The sequence below is a fragment of the Niveispirillum sp. KHB5.9 genome (genome assembly GCF_048066115.1).
GTDB lineage: Bacteria > Pseudomonadota > Alphaproteobacteria > Azospirillales > Azospirillaceae > Niveispirillum.
The window spans coordinates 1-19,499 of the sequence record NZ_JBLTYX010000034.1; the positions used below are offsets into that span (position 1 = coordinate 1).

15 protein-coding genes are annotated in these 19,499 nt (G+C 66.6%); 6 read left to right on the top strand and 9 right to left on the bottom strand.

Going from position 1 to position 19,499, the window contains the following annotated elements; genetic code table 11:
- Positions 1 to 9 precede the first annotated feature (9 nt).
- Complete coding sequence (locus ACM9HJ_RS29325) at positions 10 to 2,013, bottom strand: putative bifunctional diguanylate cyclase/phosphodiesterase (protein ID WP_416575351.1); 2,004 nt, start codon at positions 2,011 to 2,013, stop codon at positions 10 to 12.
- Between the two features lie 65 nt (positions 2,014 to 2,078).
- Positions 2,079 to 2,759: a TetR/AcrR family transcriptional regulator gene (locus ACM9HJ_RS29330; protein WP_416575352.1), complete on the bottom strand. Its 681-nt coding sequence runs from the start codon at positions 2,757 to 2,759 to the stop codon at positions 2,079 to 2,081.
- A 90-nt stretch (positions 2,760 to 2,849) separates the two neighbouring features.
- Between ACM9HJ_RS29330 and ACM9HJ_RS29335 the strand changes: the two genes are divergently transcribed.
- Positions 2,850 to 3,899, top strand: a complete 1,050-nt coding sequence (locus ACM9HJ_RS29335) for an efflux RND transporter periplasmic adaptor subunit (RefSeq protein WP_416575353.1) — start codon at positions 2,850 to 2,852, stop codon at positions 3,897 to 3,899.
- 2 nt (positions 3,900 to 3,901) lie between these two features.
- Positions 3,902 to 6,940 (top strand): efflux RND transporter permease subunit, encoded by a 3,039-nt coding sequence (locus ACM9HJ_RS29340; protein WP_416575354.1) that lies wholly within the window; start codon positions 3,902 to 3,904, stop codon positions 6,938 to 6,940.
- A gap of 220 nt (positions 6,941 to 7,160) precedes the next feature.
- Here the strand turns inward: ACM9HJ_RS29340 and ACM9HJ_RS29345 are convergent, their stop codons facing one another.
- From ACM9HJ_RS29345 to bla, 4 genes are all read right to left on the bottom strand, one after another.
- The gene (locus ACM9HJ_RS29345; RefSeq protein WP_416575355.1) at positions 7,161 to 7,604 is read right to left on the bottom strand and encodes an Lrp/AsnC family transcriptional regulator; all 444 of its coding nucleotides are present in this window, start codon (positions 7,602 to 7,604) and stop codon (positions 7,161 to 7,163) included.
- A gap of 185 nt (positions 7,605 to 7,789) precedes the next feature.
- Positions 7,790 to 9,292, bottom strand: coding sequence for an aldehyde dehydrogenase family protein (locus ACM9HJ_RS29350; protein ID WP_416575356.1), 1,503 nt, complete (start codon positions 9,290 to 9,292; stop codon positions 7,790 to 7,792).
- Positions 9,293 to 9,436: 144 nt separating this feature from the next.
- On the bottom strand, positions 9,437 to 10,507 hold the full coding sequence (locus ACM9HJ_RS29355) for a saccharopine dehydrogenase family protein (protein WP_416575357.1): 1,071 nt from the start codon (positions 10,505 to 10,507) through the stop codon (positions 9,437 to 9,439).
- Between the two features lie 169 nt (positions 10,508 to 10,676).
- A complete protein-coding gene (gene bla, locus ACM9HJ_RS29360) occupies positions 10,677 to 11,555 on the bottom strand; it encodes a class A beta-lactamase (protein ID WP_416575358.1) in 879 nt (292 codons plus the stop codon).
- A gap of 114 nt (positions 11,556 to 11,669) precedes the next feature.
- Between bla and ACM9HJ_RS29365 the strand changes: the two genes are divergently transcribed.
- A complete protein-coding gene (locus tag ACM9HJ_RS29365; protein ID WP_416575359.1) occupies positions 11,670 to 12,539 on the top strand; it encodes a LysR substrate-binding domain-containing protein in 870 nt (289 codons plus the stop codon).
- Here the strand turns inward: ACM9HJ_RS29365 and fghA are convergent, their stop codons facing one another.
- The 3 genes from fghA to ACM9HJ_RS29380 form a co-directional block, all read right to left on the bottom strand.
- Positions 12,540 to 13,382 carry an S-formylglutathione hydrolase gene (gene fghA, locus ACM9HJ_RS29370; protein ID WP_416575360.1) on the bottom strand — a complete coding sequence of 281 codons (843 nt, stop codon included), beginning with the start codon at positions 13,380 to 13,382 and terminating at the stop codon, positions 12,540 to 12,542.
- 47 nt (positions 13,383 to 13,429) lie between these two features.
- The gene (locus ACM9HJ_RS29375) at positions 13,430 to 13,813 is read right to left on the bottom strand and encodes a VOC family protein (protein WP_416575361.1); all 384 of its coding nucleotides are present in this window, start codon (positions 13,811 to 13,813) and stop codon (positions 13,430 to 13,432) included.
- 254 nt (positions 13,814 to 14,067) lie between these two features.
- Positions 14,068 to 15,177, bottom strand: a complete 1,110-nt coding sequence (locus ACM9HJ_RS29380; RefSeq protein WP_416575362.1) for an S-(hydroxymethyl)glutathione dehydrogenase/class III alcohol dehydrogenase — start codon at positions 15,175 to 15,177, stop codon at positions 14,068 to 14,070.
- A gap of 142 nt (positions 15,178 to 15,319) precedes the next feature.
- On the opposite strand from ACM9HJ_RS29380, the gene ACM9HJ_RS29385 reads away from it, so the two are divergent.
- The 3 genes from ACM9HJ_RS29385 (at position 15,320) to ACM9HJ_RS29395 (ending at position 19,325) form a co-directional block, all read left to right on the top strand.
- Positions 15,320 to 16,198 carry a LysR family transcriptional regulator gene (locus ACM9HJ_RS29385; protein WP_416575363.1) on the top strand — a complete coding sequence of 293 codons (879 nt, stop codon included), beginning with the start codon at positions 15,320 to 15,322 and terminating at the stop codon, positions 16,196 to 16,198.
- Between the two features lie 154 nt (positions 16,199 to 16,352).
- Positions 16,353 to 17,924: a PAS domain S-box protein gene (locus tag ACM9HJ_RS29390; protein WP_416575364.1), complete on the top strand. Its 1,572-nt coding sequence runs from the start codon at positions 16,353 to 16,355 to the stop codon at positions 17,922 to 17,924.
- Positions 17,925 to 18,044: 120 nt separating this feature from the next.
- Positions 18,045 to 19,325 (top strand): ABC transporter substrate-binding protein, encoded by a 1,281-nt coding sequence (locus ACM9HJ_RS29395; protein ID WP_416575365.1) that lies wholly within the window; start codon positions 18,045 to 18,047, stop codon positions 19,323 to 19,325.
- Positions 19,326 to 19,499 lie beyond the last annotated feature (174 nt).

Sequence of the window (19,499 nt, forward strand, 5' to 3'; positions counted from 1 at the left end):
GCCACGGGCTCACGCCACCACCGCCATCTCCATCAAGAACTCCCGCTCGAACCGCTCCGCCGGCATCGGCTTGGCCAGCAAATAACCCTGGGCCAGGTTGCACCCTTCCGCGCGCAGCCATTCCCGCTGCCGGTCGGTCTCCACCCCCTCCGCGATGGTGGTCAGGCCCAGGCGCTTGCCCAGCGCGATCACCGTGGCGGCGATGGCCGGGTCCTCCGGCAAATCGTTCACGAAACTCCGGTCGATCTTCAGCATCGTCACCGGCAGCTGCTTCAGGTACGAGAGCGACGAATACCCGGTCCCGAAATCATCCACCGCCACCCCGAACCCGAAGCCGCGCAGCGCGTTCAGTACGGCCATCTGCCGCGCCACATCGCGCATCACCACCGTCTCGGTGATCTCCAGGATGAAATTGCGCGGCAGCAGCCCGGCCTCCGACACGATGCGCACCGCACGCTCGGGGAAGTCCGGCTCGGCCAGCTGCCGGGCCGACACGTTCACCGCCACCGTCACCGGCCCGCGCAGATGGCACCAGCGGGCCCCATCGCGGCTGGCACGGCGCAGCACCCATTCGCCCAACTCCACGATCAGGCCCGTCTCCTCCGCCACCGGAATGAACTCCGCCGGCGAGATCATGCGATCGCCATGCGGCCAGCGCACCAGCGCCTCCACCCCCGCCAGCCCGCCCGTGTCCAGATCGATCTTGGGCTGGTAATGCAGCTCCAGCCGGTCGCCGGCCAGCGCATCGCGCAAGCTGGCTTCGGTGCGCAGCATGACCAGGGCGCGTTCGGTCATCGCCTTGTCGAAGAATTTGAACGCCCCGCCGCCCACCGCCTTGGCGGCATACATGGCCACGTCGGCATGGCGCATCAGGGTGACGGCGTCGGCCCCGTCCTGGGGATGCATGGCGATGCCGATGCTGGCCCCGGCATGTACCGTCTGCCCATCGACCCCGAACGGCCGCGACAGGGCCGACAGCAGGCGGGCGGCGGCCTGCGCCACCTCCTCCACCGTGCCGACATTCTCCAGCACCACCAGAAACTCGTCCCCGCCCAGGCGGCCCACGACATGGGCCTGACGCAGCGCCCCGCGCAGCCGCCCGCCCACCTCGCGCAGCAGCTCATCCCCTGCGCCATGGCCCAGGCTGTCATTGACATGCTTGAACCGGTCCAGGTCCAGGAACAGCACGGCCAGCTGCGTGCTGTCGGTACCCGCCCGGCCCAGGGCGACGTTCAGTGTCTCCGTCATCAGCACGCGGTTGGGCAGGTCGGTCAGCGGGTCACGTGTGGCCAGCCGGCGCAGTTCCGTCTGCGACCGGTGCAGCTGTGCCAGCAACTCGTTGATGCGCGAGGCGACATAGCCCAGCTCATCATTGCGGTGGCCGCGCGGTACGCGGATCGGGTTGGCCAGCGGCTCCGCCGGCCGCACCCGGATCAGGTCGCGGCCCAACGCGATCAGCGGCCGTGTCAGGAACAGGTGGAAGATCACCGACAGCAGCGCACCCAGGATCAGGTTACGCAGCAGTCCGCCGACCAGCGATCCCAGCACATAGGTGCGCAGATCATCGCCGATGGCCACGGGATCGATATGCAGAACCAGGCTGCCGATCACCTTGCGCCCGCCATCCGGCCCGATGATCACCAGGGGGCGTTGGGCCAGCAGCAGCCCGTCGAAGATGAAACCCCGCCAGCCATCTGCGGCCTTGGCCACACCGTCGGCCGCGAATGTCGCCCCCTGGCCGTCACGGATCTCGATCCGGTCCACCAGATCCAGGCTCAGCACTGGCGCGAACAGGTTGCGGGCCAGACTGTCGTCGAAATTCCACAGGGCGGTGGCGGCGGGACCGGCGATCAGGTTGGTGATCTGGTCGATGCGGCGTGCGGCCTTGTCGCGTTCCCGGCTGACGGCGAACCCGCCCTCGGCCAGCGTCAGGACAAGCCCGACCAGCAGCGCGCCGGTCAGGGTCACCAGCGCCTGCCGCCAGGTCAGGCTTCTCAACGTGCCACGCGCCACTTGCCACCAGTTCCGTCATGAACCGGCCGACTATCGCATCGCAACCGTGACGGTGTGATGACACATCATCTCGGCCGCATGCCCTCCAGCAGGATATCGATCGATGTGTCGATCCAGCGGTCGATGGGCGTGAAATTGTCCGCCCCCTTGGTGATGATCAGCGAGACGATGCCATGGCCCATGGCCCAGACGCTGTCGGCGAACCCTTCCGGATCGTCGGCGCGCAGCAGGCCGGCGGCGGCCAGCTGTGTGATGCCGGTCTGCAGGATGCCGAAGGATTGCAGGGCCTTGGCGTGCTTGCGCCCGGCCGGCGTCTCCACCCCGTTCTCCGCGAAGGGGCAGTTGCGGTGGCCCAGCATGGGGATGAAGCGCGACAGGGTGGTCATGAAGACCAGCCGGTATTCATTGGGACGGTCCAGCCCGTAGCGCACATAATTGACCATCAGCTGCCGCAGCGTCTTCAGCGGATCGGCCGCATCCACCGGCACCTCCATGACCGCCACCAGCCCGTCGAAGAATTCCTCGGCGATGGCGGTCAGCAGCGCCTCCTTATCCTCGAAATGATCATAGATCGAGGTGGGTGTGATCCCGGCCGCATCGGCGATGCGGCGCATGCTGGCATGCTCGAACCCCTGGGCCACGAACAGGTCGCGCGCCACGGCCAGGATCTGCGCCCGCCGCTCCGCCGCCGGCAGGCGGGTGCGCTTTTGCGGCCTGGATGCAGGCGTGCCTATTTCATCAACCATGGTCGCGACCTTCAGAATCCCTATTGAACCTATAGCGCGACAGGCATAAACCTAACACCGTAAACTTATCGCCGTTAGGTCAGGTGGCCCATGCTGCGCGCACCCCTCTCCATGCTCCTGCTCGTCACGCTCGCCGGCTGCGGCAAACCCGCCACCGATACGGCCCAGGCCGCCCCCACGGCCGCCCCCGTGCCCGTTTCGGTCAGTGCGGCGCGGCCGGCGCCGGAGGCGCGGATGGTCAAGGCCACCGGCACCGTCGCCTTCAAGCGTGAAATCCCGCTTTCTTTCAAGGTGGCGGGCAAGGTGGAGGGGTTCCAGGTCGATATCGCCGACCCGGTGACCCGTGGCCAGCGTCTGGCCCGTATCCAGGGGACGGAGGTCGATGCCCAGCTGCGCGCCGCCGATGCCCGCGTCACCAAGGCGCGTCAGGACCTCGACCGCCTGTTGCCACTGGTCGCCAACGGCTATGTGGAAAAGGCGCGGGTGGATGCGGCCCGCTCCGCCCTGGACACGGCCCAGGCCGACCGCGACGCCATCGCCTTCAACCGTGGCCTGTCGGAGATTGCCGCACCCGCCGACGGTGTGGTCCTGGCCCGCCCGCTGGAACCTGGCCAGATCGTGCAATCCGGCACCACCGCCCTGATCATCGGCGACCGGGAAAGCGGGGTGATCGTCCGCGCCGGCCTGTCCGACCGTGACGTGGCCCGCATCGCCACGGGCAATATCGCCGAACTGGACCTGCCGGAGGGCAAGCTGGAAGGCAAGGTCACCCGCATCGCCGCCAAGAGTGCGACCGGCACCGGCGTGTTCGATGTGGAGGTGACCTTGCCCGACGCGCCCACCTATCTGTCCAGCGGCCGCATTGTCACCCTGCATATCGCCCCCCGGCCGGGGGGCGAGAAACCACCCCTGGCCGTGCCGGCGTCCAGCATCATCGAAGGCTTTGGCGACCTTGCCACGCTGTACGTGGTGAAACCCGACGGCAAGTCGGTGGAACGCCGTCAGGTAAAGGTGGCGGGCCTGCGCGGCCCCGATCTGCTGGTGGCTTCCGGCCTCAACGAAGGAGAACGGGTCGTGTCCGCCGGTGGCGCCTATCTGCGCCCTGACAGCGCCATTTCCGTCGCCCGGCCGGGGGCGTAACCATGGGCAATATCGCCGCCTTCTCCGTGCGCCAGTGGCAATTCACCCTGGTGCTGTTCGCCATGCTGGCCGCCATGGGTGTCAGCTCGCTGATGTCGATCCCCCGCGCGGAGGACCCGGCCTTTCCCATCCCCACCGTGCTGGTGGTGGCCGTCCTGCCCGGTGCCGATCCGGTGGACCTGGAAAAGCAAGTCACCGACCCGCTGGAAGAAGCCATCGACAGCCTGGACGACGTCGTCAAGCTGACGTCCCGCACCCGCGACGGCGTCGCCGTCATCACGGTGGAGTTCGACTGGTCCAGCGATGCGGAGCGCAAATACGATCAGGTGGTGCGGGAGGTGAACGCCATCCGCCCGACCCTGCCGGCCGGTCTGGTGCGGCTGGAGGTGAAGAAGTTCAACACCGCGCTCACCAATTTCATCCAGGTGGCGCTGATCGGCGACGGCGCCTCGGCACTGGAACTGCGCAAGCGCGCCGACGATCTGCGCGACATCATCGACCGCGTCCCCGGCGTCTGGGAAAGCGACATCTGGGGGGAGGAGCGGACGGAGGTCCGTGTGGCAGTCGATGCCGGTCGCCTGGCCGAGCTGCGGCTGCCGGTGACGGCGGTGGCTGACGCGCTGAAGGCCGAAGGGGCGGCGGTGCCCCTGGGTGCGCTGCATGCCGGCGACCGCCGCTTCACGGTGAAGACGGAGGGCGATTTCGACACGCTGGACGACATCGCCAACACCGTGGTCCGTTCCACCGAGGGGCGCGTGGTCCGGGTCAAGGATGTGGCGGACGTGTCCTGGGCAGCGGATGAGCCCAACCATATCGCCCGCTTCAATGCGAAGCGCGCCATCTTCATCACCGCCAACCAGAAGCCCGGCCAGAACATCTTCGACCTGAAGAAAAGCGCCTATGCCGCCCTGGACGAATTCGAGCGCACCCTGCCGGCCGGCATCACGCTGGAACGCGGCTTCGACCAGTCCGAGAACGTGTCCCATCGCCTGTCCTCGCTGTTCCGCGATTTCGCCATCGCGCTGGGTCTGGTGCTGATCACCCTGATCCCGCTTGGTTTGCGCGCCTCGCTGGTGGTGATGCTGGCCATCCCGCTGTCGCTGGCCATCGGCGTCACGGTGCTGCAATTCACCGGCTTCACCTTGAACCAGCTGTCCATCGCCGGCTTCGTGCTGTCGCTGGGCCTGCTGGTCGATGACAGCATCGTGGTGACGGAGAACATCGCCCGCCACCTGCGCATGGGCAAAAGCCGGGAGGAAGCGGCGATCGAGGGCACGCGCCAGATCGCCGTCGCCGTCCTGGGCTGCACCGCCACCCTGCTGCTGGCCTTCCTGCCCCTGATGTTCCTGCCGGAGGGTTCGGGCAAGTTCATCAAGTCGCTGCCCGTATCGGTCCTGTCCACGGTGGCGGCGTCGCTGTTCGTGGCCCTGACCATGATCCCGTTCCTGGCCGCCCGCATCCTGAGCCGCCATGAGGATCCGGAGGGCAACAAGGCGTTGCAGCTGGTCATGGGCGCGATCCATGCCGTGTACCGTCCTGTCCTGCACCGGGCGCTCGACCGGCCCGGCCTGACCGTGCTGATCGCCACGATCCTGTTCATCGGCTCCGTCGCCCTGGTGCCGCGCATCGGGTTCAGCCTGTTTCCATCGGCCGACATCCCGCAATTCATGGTGGAGATCGACCTGCCCGACGGCGCACCGCTGGCCGAAACCGACAAGGCCGTGCGCTTCGTGGAGGCCGAGCTGAAGGCGCTGCCCGACCTGCGCTTCACCATGGCCAATGCCGGCCATGGCAATCCCCGCATTTATTACAACATCACCCCACGTGAGGATGACCCGACCCATGGCGCTGTCTTTGTCGGCCTGACCGCCTGGAAGGGGCAGAAGAGTACCGCTAACCTGGACAAGCTGCGCACGCGGTTGGCCGCATATCCCGGTGCGCAGATCATCGTGCGCGTCTTCGAAAACGGCCCGCCGATCGAAGCCCCCATCGCCGTGCGCATCCTGGGTCCCGAACTGCCGGTGCTGAAGGAACTGGCCGCCAAGGTCAGCGCCATCATCGAGAACACGCAAGGGTCCCGCGACGTGGTCAACCCCCTGCGCCTGGACCGCACCGACCTGGATCTGGGTATCGACCTGGACAAGGCCGGGGTGCTGGGCGTGCCGGCCGGCGCCGTGGACCGCGCCGTGCGCCTGTCCCTGTCGGGCGAAGCCGTGGCCACCTTCCGGGAAAGCGATGGCGACGATTACCCCGTCACCCTGCGCCTGCCCATGGAGGGGCGGCATGAGCTGGACGTGCTGGGCGATATCCGCGTGCCGGGTGCGGCCGGGGCCGTGCCGCTGTCGGCCGTCAGCGACCCGCATTTCGTCACGGCCCCCGGCCGCATCGACCGGTTCAACCGCGAACGCGCGGTGACCATTACCGCCTTTACCGCCACCGGCCATAATACCGACCGCATCGCCCGCGCCATCGGCGAACAGCTCTCGGCCCTGGCCCTGCCGCCCGGTTACCGCCTGATGACGGGGGGCGAGGCGGAAAGCCGGTCGAAAAGCTTCGCCGGTCTGTCGGGTGCCATCCTGGTGGCCCTGTTCGGCATCATGGCCGTGCTGATCCTGGAATTCCGCAGCTTCGCCACTACCGCCGTGGTCGCTGGCGTGATCCCGCTGGGGGTGATCGGCGGCATGGTCGCCCTGTTCGTCACGGGCTATACGCTGTCCTTCACCTCGGTCATCGGCTTCGTGGCGCTGATCGGGATCGAGATCAAGAATTCCATCCTGCTGGTCGATTTCACCACCCAGCTGCGCCGCGCCGGCACGCCGCTGAAGGCCGCGATCGAGGAGGCGGGCGAGGTGCGCTTCCTGCCCGTCCTGCTGACCTCGATCACCGCCATCGGTGGCCTGATGCCGCTGGCCCTGGGCGGCTCCGGCCTCTATTCGCCGCTGGCCGTGGTGATCATCGGCGGGCTGGTATCGTCCACGGTGCTGTCACGGCTGGTGACGCCGGCCATGTATCTGCTGCTGGCGCCGAAGGAGGTGGGGTAGCCACCGCCTTTTAATTGCCTTCCGCGGCGGAAGTTTGTGCTGTTCGGGTTTCAGCAATATCTACCGTCGCCCCGGCGGAGGCCGGGGCCCAAGTGACAAGCGCCTCGCTCCACGATCTGGGCCCCGGCCTCCGCCGGGGTGACGGTAGAGACAGTGGCAACGAAGGTGCCCAAAACTTCCACGGGGAAGGCAGGTTTGTGCCAACGAGTAGAGAGCGCCCCTACCGCCTGAACTTGTCCGACAGCACCAGCGACGACATGGTGCGTTCCACCCCCTGCACCTGGCCCAGCAGGTCCAGCACCCGGTCGATATCCTGCACGGTGGGGGCGGCGATGACGGCCATCATGTCATAGGTGCCGGCGATGGCCGACAGGCTCTCCACCTCGGCGATCCGCTTCACCTCCGCCACGATACGGCTCAGCAGCTTCGGGTTGGTGGACAGCAGCACATAGGCCCGCACCAGCCGGCTGCTGCCCGGGTCCTGGCGCAGCGTATAGCCCTGGATGATGCCCAGCCGTTCCAGCCGTGCGATGCGTGCCTGCACCGACGACCGCGCCAATCCCAATTTGCGCGCCAGCGACGCCGCCGGCTCCCGCGCATTGGCCTTCAACAGGGTGAGAAGTGCGGTATCGACACTGTCCTGCTGATTATCGGCGGGTTCCATGTGGGTTCCTGGGGGGTGAAAGTTAGTAAATCCCGAAAAGTTTCGCCCCACCCCTTGGGGGAGGGGGGGCCGCCGCGAAGCGGTGGGAGGGAGAGGGGGCTTTGGCGCCGCCGCTCCCTCTCCCTCCCAAGCCTCACGGCTTGGGCCCCTCCCTCTCCCGCTTACGCGGGCGAGGGCAGAATAACTCACAGCTCCGGGAACTCGATCCCCTGCGCCAGCGGCAGCGAGGTGCCGTAATTGATGGCCGAGGTCTGGCGGCGCATGTATTGACGCCAGCTGTCCGAACCGCTCTCGCGCCCGCCGCCGGTTTCCTTCTCGCCACCGAAGGCGCCGCCGATTTCGGCCCCGCTGGGACCCATATTGACATTGGCGATGCCGCAATCGGAACCATCGGGCGCCAGGAAGCGCTCGGCCTCCAGCAGGTCGCGGGTGACGATGCTGGACGACAGGCCCTGCGGCACGCCGTTCTGCAACGCCACCGCCTCCTCGAACTCCTCATAGCGCAGGACATAGAGGATGGGCCCGAACGTCTCGTGCCGCACGATCTCGCTCTGCGCCGGCATCTCCACCATTGCGGGATAGGCGTAATAGGCGTTCGGGAACTGGTCGGCCAGCGCCCGGCCACCGCCATGCACCGTGCCACCCTGCGCCTTGGCGGTTTCCAGCGCCTTGGTCACCGCATCGAACGCCGCCTTGTCGATCAGCGGGCCCATCAGGGTGCCGGTCTCGCGCGGGTCGGCGGGCTTGATGGCGGCAAACGCATTCTTCACCGCCGACACCACCTTGTCATAGCAATCCTTGTGGACGATCAGGCGGCGCAGCGTCGTGCAGCGTTGGCCGGCCGTGCCCACGGCGGCGAACAGGATGGCACGCACGGCCAGCTTCAGATCGGCCGACGGCGTCACGATCATGGCATTGTTGCCGCCCAGCTCCAGGATCGACCGGCCGAAGCGCGCGGCCACCACCGGGGCGACCTCACGGCCCATGCGGGTGGACCCGGTGGCGCTGACCAGCGGCACGCGGGCATCGGCCGCGATCTGCTCACCCACTTCCTTCAGGCCGAACAGCAGCTGCGACAGGCCGGCGGGCGCATCACCGAACCGGGCCAGGGCCTTTTCGAACAAAGCCTGGGTGGCGACGGCGGTCAGCGGGGTCTTTTCCGACGGCTTCCAGATCACCGGATCGCCGCAGACCACGGCCAGCGCCGCGTTCCAGGCCCAGACGGCGACGGGGAAGTTGAAGGCGGTGATGATGGCCACAGGTCCCAGCGGCTGCCAGGTTTCCACCATGCGGTGACGTGGACGCTCCGACGCGATGGTCAGGCCATGCAGCTGGCGCGACAGACCGACGGCGAAGTCGCAGATGTCGATCATCTCCTGCACCTCGCCCAGGCCCTCCTGGACGATCTTGCCGGCTTCCAGCGTCACCAGGGCACCCAGGTCGGCCTTATGCTCGCGCAGCACCTCGCCGAACAGGCGGATCAGCTCACCCCGGCGCGGGGCCGGCACGGTGCGCCAGGCCTTGAAGGCTTCGGCGGAACGGCCCAGGGCGGCATCCACCTCGGCCGCCGAATGGGCCTTCACCGCCCCCAGACGGGCACCGTCGATGGGGGAGCGGGAGACGATGTCACCATCCGCGACGAGATGGGCAATGCCCAGGCGATCCAGAAGGGCGGCGGTAGCGGACATGGCATGAACTCCGGGTGTTGGATTGCTGGGTGGTTCTTGTTGGCGCGTTACCGTAGGTCAGGTCGAGGCGTAAGCCGAGCCCTGACAGAAAAGGCTGTAAGCAAAGCGTCAGGGCTCGCCTGCGGCTCGACCTGACCTACGGCGTCACGCATAAACCTTCCCGAAGCGGTTGGAAAGGAACAGGTCCAGCGGCATCTGCTCCTGGCGGACGAAGCCCTTGGCCGGCAGGTGGCCGGTGGCCTGCAGGTCCAGCATGGCGCAGATGCCGGCGGCGGTGCTCATCTGGATGGCGGACAGGAACTGGCCCTCCACCTCCTCGCCATGGATATGGCGGACGATGCTTTCCTGTTCCAGGCGGCCATGGCGCTTGCCGCTGACCGTGCAGAACACCAGCACCACATCCTGCATGGTGATGGGCAGCGCCTCTTCCAGCACTTCCTTCAGCAGGTCGCGGCGGCGCGCCAGACGCAGATCTTCGACCAGCAGCTTGATGATGGCGCAATGACCGGGATAGCGTACCGACTTGTAGGTCAGGTTCTCCACCTTGCCGGCCAGCGTCTCGGTCAAGGAACCCAGGCCGCCCGAGGTGTTGAACGCCTCATAGGTGACACCCTCCAGCGCGAATTCCTCCAGGTCTTCCAGCGGCGGCAGTTCGACATTCTTGCCGTCCTGCACCGCCTCGCACGGGTTCAGGTATTCGTTGATCAGCCCATCGGTGGACCAGGTCAGGTTATATTTCAGGGCGTTGGTCGGATAACGGGGCAGGGCGCCGACGCGCAGCTGCACATCGCGCAGGCTCTCGAACCCGGCCGCCAACCCATGGGCGGCGATGGAAACGAAGCCCGGCGCCAGGCCGCATTGCGGCACGAAGGCGCTGTTGGCCTTGGCGGCGACTTCCTTGACGATACGGGTGCTGGCCACATCCTCGGTCAGGTCGAAATAATGGATGCCGGCATCATAGGCGCCATAGGCCACGGTGGAGGTGGTGTGGAACGGCAGGGCGTTCAGCACCGCATACTGGCCGGACATGGCCTTGCGCAGGGAGGGGCCATCATTGATATCCAGCTGCACGGTGTCCACGCCGAGAGCCGTGAAGCGCTTCAGCGCCTCGGTGCTATGGTCGGCAACGGTGACCTTGTATTCGCCCGTGCGGCGCAGCAGCAGGGTGATGGCGATACCGATCTTGCCGGCGCCCAGCAGCAGGATGTTCTTCATATTGTTCCCCGTTTCCCGAAATGGCATGGGGGAATGGTGCCCGCCGCCGCCGCCGATTAGAAGGCGGCGATATGTCGATATGCAGGGCAAAAGCCGGCGTTATGACGATATTTTTGTCAAAACGCCGGGCATGCCGATCTCACCTTCTCCGCTGAAGTATGGGCGCACCTCACACAGTCGGGTAGAAGCGCGCCACCAATGCCGCCAGTTCGGCATGCACGGCGTTGCGCTGGTCGGCGGTGGCGGCCTGGTTCCAGTAATAGCTGGTCAGCAGCAGCGGGCCGCCGGCCGGGGGCCAGAGGATGGCGATGTCGTGGGTCATCGGGCCGTAGGAACCGGTCTTGTCCCCCACCCGCCAGGTGCCGGGCAGGCCGGCGCGCAGTCGGGCCCCGCCCGTACGGTTGTCGATCAGCCATGCCGTCAGGCGTTGGCGCGCCGCCGGCGTCAGAACAGTACCAAGCAGCAGCGTGCGCATCAGGCCCAGCATGGACAGGGGCGTGGTCGTATCCTGCTGTTCACCCGGTGGAACCTTGTTCATCTCCGGCTCGATCCGGTCGATGCGGGTGACCTCATCGCCGATGCGGCGCAGGAAGCCGGTGAGGGCGTCTGGTCCGCCGCTTTCGCGCATCAGGACATTGGCGCCGGTATTGTCGGACTGGATGATGATGGCCTCGCACAGGGCCTCCACGCTCATGCCCTTGCCGGCATGCGGTTCGGTCAGCGGGGACCATTGCACCAGATCCTGTTTGCCGAAGGGGATGATCCGATCCAGCTGTTCCTGCCCGGCATCGACGCGCGACAGGATGTAGCCGGCCAGCAGGAACTTGAAGGTACTGCACATGCCGAACCGTTCATCCCCGCGCCAGTCGGTGGCGGCACCGGTGGCGGTGTCCAGGATCGCCACGCCCAGCCGGCCGCCACGCGCCTTCTCCAGCGCACCAATAGCTTCCTTCATGCCTGGGAACGCTTTGCCGCCGGCCGTGACCTGGGTGGGCATGCCCAGGCCGATACCGGCAAGAGCGGAGAAAAACAGCGTATTTCCAATCATTTGGCGTCGCGTCAGCATCATTGTCTCCCTGGTTGCCCGGCCACGCTATCCAGGCTGACGCCCCCCGGCAAACTGTGATAAATCGGGGTCAGCATTAGAAAAACTAGGCCAGACATGACCCGTCCCCACCTGCCGCTGAACGCCCTGCGCGCCTTCGAGGCGTCGGCACGGCATCTGTCCTTCACCAAGGCGGCGATCGAGCTGTGCGTGACCCAGGCCGCCGTCAGCCATCAGGTGAAGGGGCTGGAGGCGCGGCTGGGCGCCAGCCTGTTCCGCCGCCTGCCGCGTGGGCTGGTGCTGACCGATGAGGGGATGGCGCTGCTGCCCGGCGTGCGCGACAGTTTCGACCAGATCGCCCGGTTGCTGCACCGGTTCGATGGCGGGCCGGTGACGGAGGTCCTGTCGGTGGGGGTGGTGGGGACCTTCGCGGCGGGCTGGCTGTTGCCCCGCATCGATACGTTCCTGGCGGACCATCCGTTCATCGATCTGCGCCTGTCCACCAACAATAACCGCGTCGATATCCAGGCGGAAGGTTTGGACGCCGCCATCAAGTTCGGCGACGGCGCCTGGCACGGCATGGATGTGCAACCGCTGCTGGAAGCACCCATGGCGCCGCTCTGTACCCCGGCAATGGCGGCGCGGTTGCAGGGGCCGGGCGATTTGGCGGGGGAACGGCTGCTGCGCTCCTACCGCGCCGATGAATGGCCGCGCTGGTTCGATGCGGCGGGAACGGCCTGTCCGCCGCTGCGCGGCCCCGTGTTCGACAGTTCCTGGATCATGGTGGAGGCAGCGACGCAGGGCCATGGGGTGGCCATCGCGCCAGTGATGATGTTCCAGAAGGAGGTGGCGGCGGGAAGGCTGGTGCAGCCGTTCAGCCCGACGATCGTCACCGGGCGGTACTGGCTGGTCTGGCCGAAATCCCGCCTGCCGGGGCCGGCGCTGACGGCGTTTTCGGCATGGCTGGCGGGGAAATGTGGGGGGTGATCAGCCCCCCAGCCGTGCCGCATGCCAACGCAGATGGTCTTCCATGAAGCTGGAGATGAAATAATAGGAATGATCGTAGCCGTCCTGCAGGCGCAGGGTCAGGGGAATGCCGGCCGCCGCACAGGCATCGGCCAGAAGCTGCGGGCGCAGCTGGTTTTCCAGGAAACCGTCGGCGGCCCCCTGGTCGACCAGCAGGTCGGGCACGCGCGCACCGGACCCGATCAGGGCCACCGCATCATGCTGGCGCCACAGGCTTTCATCATCGCCCAGATAGGCGGGGAAGGCCTTCCGGCCCCACGGCACCTGGCTGGGGGCGACGATGGGGGCGAAGGCGGAGACGGATTTGAAGCGGCCGGGATGGCGCAGGGCGACCGTCAGGGCGCCATGGCCGCCCATGGAATGGCCGGTGATGCCCTGGCGGTCCATGTCCACGGGGAAATGGTCGGCGACCAAGGCCGGCAGTTCCTGGGTCACATAGGACCACATGCGGAAATGCGGGGCCCAAGGGGCTTGGGTGGCATCGATATAGAAGCCGGCCCCCTGGCCCAGGTCCCAGCCGGCATCGTCGGCCACACCCTCGCCGCGGGGGCTGGTATCGGGACAGATGATGACCAGGCCCAGCGCCGCCGCGATCTTCCGGAACTCGCCCTTTTCCGTGACATTGGCATGGGTGCAGGTCAGGCCCGACAGGTACCAGACGACCGGGCATTTGGTGCCGTCGGCCGCCTGGGGCGGGGTGAAGACACTGAACACCATGGCCGTGCCGGTGGCGGTGGAGGTGTGGCGATAAACGCCCTGGACGCCGCCATGGGAACGGGTGGTGGAGACGGTCTCAATGGTCATGGCGGCTCCGGTGTGAGGGGCCGGGCATGACGCCCGGCCCCTGTTGGTCAAGCGGGCTGGAAACAATAGGCGGCGAGCTTGTTGCCGTCCAGGTCGCGGGCATAGGCGGCATAGGCGTTTTCCGCCCAGCCACGCGGGCCGGGCAGGCCTTCATCCTTGGCGCCCAGCGACAGGGCCGCGGCATGGAAGGCATCGATCGCGGCGCGGGTCGGCGCCTCGAAACACACCGTGACGCCGTTGCCGACACTGGCGGCCTGGCCGTTGGCGGGCTTCAGCACGAAGAAGGAGAGCTTGTCCTCGCCCCAGATCGAGCCATTGTCGCCCAAATCCTTGAGGCGGTTCAGCCCCAGCTTGCCCAGAACGGCATCGTAGAATTCCCGCGCGGCGGCCAGGTTGTTGGTGCCGACGGTGACATGGGTATAGACGCTCATGATGTTCCCCTAAGGCACAGGTGCGCATTGGCGCGCGACCGGCACCTTCGTCTTGAGATCAGAAGCGGATGGAACGAGGGCGATGGCCGGCCCCCGGCGGCATCTCCCCTCCCTCGTTGATCGGGGAGGGGTTGGTTCGGTTTCACAAGGCGACGCCGGATTGACTGTCAAAGGCCGGCGACTGCCGGCCCGGCGCTCGTGCGCCATAAGCCAAGCCGCCGGATGGCGGCGCCCGGCGCCTGAGGGAACAAAAACTAAAACACAACCACACTGCGGATGCTCTCGCCCGCGTGCATCAGGTCGAAACCCTTGTTGATCTCTTCCAGGCTCAGCACATGGGTGATCATCGGGTCGATCTCGATCTTGCCCTGCATGTACCAGTCGACGATCTTCGGCACGTCGGTACGGCCACGTGCACCACCGAAGGCCGAGCCCTTCCAGACGCGGCCGGTGACCAGCTGGAACGGACGGGTGGAAATCTCCTTGCCGGCCTCGGCCACGCCGATGACCACTGACACGCCCCAACCGCGATGGCAGGCTTCCAGAGCCTGGCGCATCACCACGGTGTTGCCGGTGCAGTCGAACGTGTAGTCGGCCCCGCCCTCGGTCAATGCCACCAGATGCTGGACGATGTCGCCTTCGATGTTCTTCGGATTGACGAAATGGGTCATGCCGAAGCGGCGGCCCCATTCCTCCTTCCGGTCATTGATGTCCACACCGATGATCTTGTCGGCACCGACCATGCGGGCCGCCTGGATGACATTCAGGCCGATGCCGCCCAGGCCGAAGATCACGACGTTGGAGCCGGGTTCCACCTTGGCGGTATTGGTCACCGCGCCGACGCCCGTGGTCACGCCGCAGCCGATATAGCAGGACGACTGGAACGGCGCGTCTTCCCGGATCTTGGCCAGGGCGATTTCCGGCAGGACCGTGAAGTTGGAGAAGGTGGAGCAGCCCATATAGTGGAAGACGGGCTGGCCCTTGTAGCTGAACCGCGAGGTGCCGTCGGGCATCAGGCCCTTGCCCTGGGTAGCGCGGATCGAGGTGCAGAGGTTGGTCTTGCGCGACAGGCAGCTTTTGCACTGGCGGCATTCCGGGGTGTAGAGCGGAATGACATGGTCGCCGGGCTTCACCGAGGTCACGCCGGCCCCGACCTCGCGCACGATGCCCGCACCCTCATGCCCCAGGATGGAGGGGAAGATGCCTTCGCTGTCGAACCCGTCCAGGGTGTAGGCATCCGTGTGGCAGATGCCGGTGGCCATGATCTCCACCAGAACCTCGCCCGCCTTGGGGCCTTCCAGGTCCAGTTCGACGATCTCCAGCGGCTTCTTGGCCTCGAAAGCGACGGCGGCGCGGGTCTTCATGGCGGTTCGGTTCCGGTTTGGGTCTGCAAAATCGGCCACCGGGCGCGGGAGCGGCCCGGTTTGGGGAAGCGACTATAGCTTGAAAGCGCCGGCAACGATCATGCATTTTGACAAATGATTATTGCCGTGGGGGAACAATCAGATGGGTTCCTGGGACGGGATCGACGCTTTCATCGCGGTGTGCGAGGCGGAAAGCTTCTCCGCCGCTGCCCTGCGTCTCGGTGTTTCCACCTCCCATGTCAGCCGGGAGGTGGCGCGGCTGGAGGATCGGCTGCAGGTGCGGTTGCTGTACCGGACGACGCGGCGGGTCAGCGTCACCGATGCCGGTCGGGTGTTCCTGGAACGCTGCCGGCGGCTGGTGGAGGAGCGGGAGGAGGCGTTCGCCACGGTCAGCGAGAGTGACGGTGCGGCGCGCGGGCATCTGCGCCTGACCTGCTCCATCGCATACGGGGAGCGGTTCATCGTGCCGCTGGTCAACCGCTTCCTGCTGGCCCATCCGCAGCTGTCGGTCAGTATCGATCTGACCAACCGCATCGTCGATCTGGTGGGCGAAGGGTTCGACCTGGCGGTGCGCACCGGCACCAGCCTGGATGACAGCCGGCTGATCGCCGTGCGGCTGGCGTCGCGGCGGCGGTACCTGTGCGCGGCACCGGCCTATGTCGAGCGCCATGGCAGTCCGGCGGAGTTAGAGGCGCTGGTGATGCATGAATGCCTGACGGGGACGGCCGATCTCTGGCATTTCAGCGACGAGGGGCGGCCGGTGGAGTTCAGGCCCACCGGCACCTGGCGCTGCAATAGCGGCTTCGCCGTGCTGGACGCGGCGCGGCAGGGGCTGGGGCTGTGCCAGCTGCCGGATTTCTATGTCGAAGGTGACCTTGCATCCGGAGCGCTGATAAGCCTTTTGGATGAGAAGCGGCCACCCGATGAAGGCATCTGGGCGGTCTATCCGCATCGTCGACACTTGTCGCCCAAGGTCTCGCGGCTGGTCGATTACCTGAAAGCCCATGTCGGGCGGCTGTGACATTGTCAAAGCAGTGCCCGAATGGCGGGCGTTATTGCATTAAATTCGATCTATTCAGCCGATATGCACCGATGTCTAGAACCATCGGCCGGATTGACGACGAAAGCCATACGTCCGAGATTGCCGGCTTCCTCCTGTTCGGGAAAATTCTCTCTTGAACACTGCGCTTGCCAGCCTCGTCCGGGATACCCAGGTGGGTGAACGGCACCTGCGGGTGCTGATCGACAGCGTGCATGATTATGCCATCTACATGCTGGACCCCGACGGCATCGTCAGCAGCTGGAACAGCGGGGCACAGCGCTTCAAGGGCTATCGCGCGGCGGAGATCATCGGCCAGCATTTCTCCCGCTTCTTCACCGAAGACGATGCGCGCGAAGGGCTGCCCACCCGCATCCTGGCGACAGCGTTGGCGGAGGGGCGGTTCGAGGCTGAAGGCTGGCGCGTGCGCAAGGATGGCGGGCATTTCTGGGCCAATGTGGTGGTGGAGCCCATCCGCGACGATGATGGCGGCCTGATCGGCTTCGCCAAGGTCACCCGCGACATCACCGAGCGCCGGCAGGCCCAGCAGGCGCTGGAAGAGGCGCGCGAGGCGCTGTTCCAGGCGCAGAAGCTGGAGACGGTGGGGCGGCTGACCGGCAGCGTGGCCCATGATTTCAACAATCTTCTGCAGGTGATCGGCAACAGCCTGGAACTGATGGCCAGCCGCCTGGCCCCGGACCAGCCCGACACGCATCGCCATCTGGCCACGGCACGGGCGGCGTTGGAAACGGCTGGTGCTGTGACCCAGCGTCTGCTGGCCTTCGCGCGGCGTCAGCCCTTGCTGCCGGAACCGGTGGACCTGAACCAGTTGGCCGGCAACATGGCCGATCTGGTGCGCCGGTCGGTGGGCGAGGATGTGGTGCTGCGCCTGGATATGACCGAAGGCCTGTGGCCGGCCTGGGCCGACCCGCATCAGGTGGAAAGCGGCCTGCTGAACCTGGCGGTCAATGCCCGTGACGCCATGCCCGACGGCGGCACCATGACCATCGCCACCGGCATCACCAGGCTGGATGCCGCCGCCGCTGCCCCGCACGAGGTGGAGCCCGGTGATTATGCCAGCCTGAGCGTCGGCGATACCGGCATCGGCATGACGCCCGACGTTCTGGCCCGCGCGGTCGAACCTTTCTTCACCACCAAGCCCGTGGGCCACGGCACCGGGCTGGGATTGAGTCAGCTTTACGGATTCGCGCGCCAATCGGGAGGGTTCCTGACATTGGACAGCCGGGAGGGACAAGGCACCATGGTTTCCCTGCACCTGCCCCGTCATCGCGGGCCCGACGCGGGGGCGACGGAACGCCCCCCGGCCCCGCATGCGGCCGATGCTGCCACGCCCTACCGGCTGCTGCTGGTGGAGGACGAGGTGCTGATCCGCCTGGTTCTGGCCGAGGCGCTGGGCGATATGGGCCATGTCATCCATCAGGCCGGCACCGCCGACGAGGCGCTGACCATCCTGGCGGAGAACCCGGATATCGAGTTCCTGGTCACCGATGTCGGCCTGCCCGGCACCAATGGCTGGCAGTTGGCCGAACAGGCCCATGCACATTGGCCGCACCTGAAGATCCTGTTCCTCACCGGCTATATCGACCGGGCCGACACGTCCCGCATGCCGCCCGGCACCCAGATGCTGACCAAACCCACCAGCATCAACGCGCTGATGGCCAAGCTGGCGCAGATGGCGGGCGAGTGAGGCGCCTTCCCGCTCAAGCCCAATCCATGGCGCAAGCGGGCGGGGCGGAAGGGGGAGGACGGAAGCGGGGAAATCGGTTACCAAGGAGGCAATGCACAAGGCCGCCGGGGAGGGCCGTCCATGATGATCGCGAGACGGCTGCTGCTGGCCGCGTCCCTGTTGCTGGCCGCCCCTTTGGCGCCGGCGCAGGAGCAGGTGCATCTGCGCATGTCCTGGTGGGGCGGCAACGATGTGCACCGCGCCCAGCTGCGGGCGCTGGAGGCGTTCGAGGCCCGCTATCCCGACATCAAGGTCACGGCCGAATATACCGGCTGGGTCGGGCATCTGGAACGGCTGACCACCCAGATCGCCGGTGGCACGGCGCCCGACGTGATGATGGTCAACTGGAACTGGCTGAAGCTGTTCTCCCGCGATGGGGACGGGTTCCTGGACCTGCATGGAGTGGCCGATATCATCGATCTGGGCCAGTTCGACCGGGATGCGCTGTCCATGTCATCGGTGCGCGGCCGGCTGAACGGGCTGCCGCCCAACATGACGGCGCGGCTGTTCTGGTTCAACGAGACCACCTTCCGCAAGGCGGGCCTGAAAGTGCCCGACAGCTGGGAGGCGCTGATGGCCGCCGGCCCGGTCTTCCGCCAGCGGCTGGGTCCGGACTATTACCCGCTGGACATGAATTTCCAGGACACGCTGGCCCTGCTCTACAGCTGGATGAGCCAGCGCAGCCAGTCCGCCTTCATCGACGAGGAGGGCCGCCGCCTGCTGCCCGACCGCCACCTGCTGACCGAAGCCGCGAGGCTATACCAGCAACTGGTCGACAATCACGTCGTGCCATCCGCCCGCCAGCGCGCCAGCTTCGGGCATGTGCAGTTGCAGGAGACGCGGCCCTGGATCACCGGCCGCTATGCAGGTGCCTATCAATGGACCAGCGCCATCGGCAAATATGTCGAAACGCTGGAACCGGGGCAGAGGATGGTGCTGGCCCCCTATCCCATGCTGCCGGGTGCGGCCGATCCCGGCCTGCTCTACAAGCCCGCCATGATGTACGCCATCAACCGCGATACCAGGCACCCGCGCGAATCCGCCCTGTTGCTGCAGTTCCTGCTGAACGATCCGGAAGGGGTGCGCATCCTGGGCGCCCGGCGCGGGGTGCCGGCCAGTGCCGCGGCAAGGCGGACGCTGGAGGAGGATGGGCAGCTGACCGGTCTGGCCCTGGAAGGCCAGCGCCAGATCGAAAGCCTGCCGCGCGGCATCGTGCTGTCCGGCTACTACGAGCATGCCCGCGTGCGCGACGGCTTCAACGACATATTGGAGAAACAGGGCTATGGCATGCTGACCCCGGAAGAGGCCGGCAAGGCCATGGAACGGGAAATCAACGGCATCCTGCAAAGGGTGATCAAGTGATCCGCCTCCGGCGAATACCAACCTGCAACGGGTAGAACCCATTGCAGGTTGGTTGGCGCATTGAGCGCCCGCGCGCCCATGCGCGCGTAAGCCAAGCCGCCGGATGGCGGCGCCCGGCGCCTGAGGGAGCTTGATATGATGACACCGGTTTCCATTTCGCGTAGAAAGAACGAT

Coding starts and splice junctions, on each gene's coding strand:
- ACM9HJ_RS29330 (WP_416575352.1), bottom strand. CDS start 2,759: ATGGTTGATGAAATAGGCACGCCTGCATCCAGGCCGCAAAAGCGCACC.
- ACM9HJ_RS29335 (WP_416575353.1), top strand. CDS start 2,850: ATGCTGCGCGCACCCCTCTCCATGCTCCTGCTCGTCACGCTCGCCGGC.
- ACM9HJ_RS29340 (WP_416575354.1), top strand. CDS start 3,902: ATGGGCAATATCGCCGCCTTCTCCGTGCGCCAGTGGCAATTCACCCTG.
- ACM9HJ_RS29345 (WP_416575355.1), bottom strand. CDS start 7,604: ATGGAACCCGCCGATAATCAGCAGGACAGTGTCGATACCGCACTTCTC.
- ACM9HJ_RS29350 (WP_416575356.1), bottom strand. CDS start 9,292: ATGTCCGCTACCGCCGCCCTTCTGGATCGCCTGGGCATTGCCCATCTC.
- ACM9HJ_RS29355 (WP_416575357.1), bottom strand. CDS start 10,507: ATGAAGAACATCCTGCTGCTGGGCGCCGGCAAGATCGGTATCGCCATC.
- bla (WP_416575358.1), bottom strand. CDS start 11,555: ATGATTGGAAATACGCTGTTTTTCTCCGCTCTTGCCGGTATCGGCCTG.
- ACM9HJ_RS29365 (WP_416575359.1), top strand. CDS start 11,670: ATGACCCGTCCCCACCTGCCGCTGAACGCCCTGCGCGCCTTCGAGGCG.
- fghA (WP_416575360.1), bottom strand. CDS start 13,382: ATGACCATTGAGACCGTCTCCACCACCCGTTCCCATGGCGGCGTCCAG.
- ACM9HJ_RS29375 (WP_416575361.1), bottom strand. CDS start 13,813: ATGAGCGTCTATACCCATGTCACCGTCGGCACCAACAACCTGGCCGCC.
- ACM9HJ_RS29380 (WP_416575362.1), bottom strand. CDS start 15,177: ATGAAGACCCGCGCCGCCGTCGCTTTCGAGGCCAAGAAGCCGCTGGAG.
- ACM9HJ_RS29385 (WP_416575363.1), top strand. CDS start 15,320: ATGGGTTCCTGGGACGGGATCGACGCTTTCATCGCGGTGTGCGAGGCG.
- ACM9HJ_RS29395 (WP_416575365.1), top strand. CDS start 18,045: ATGATGATCGCGAGACGGCTGCTGCTGGCCGCGTCCCTGTTGCTGGCC.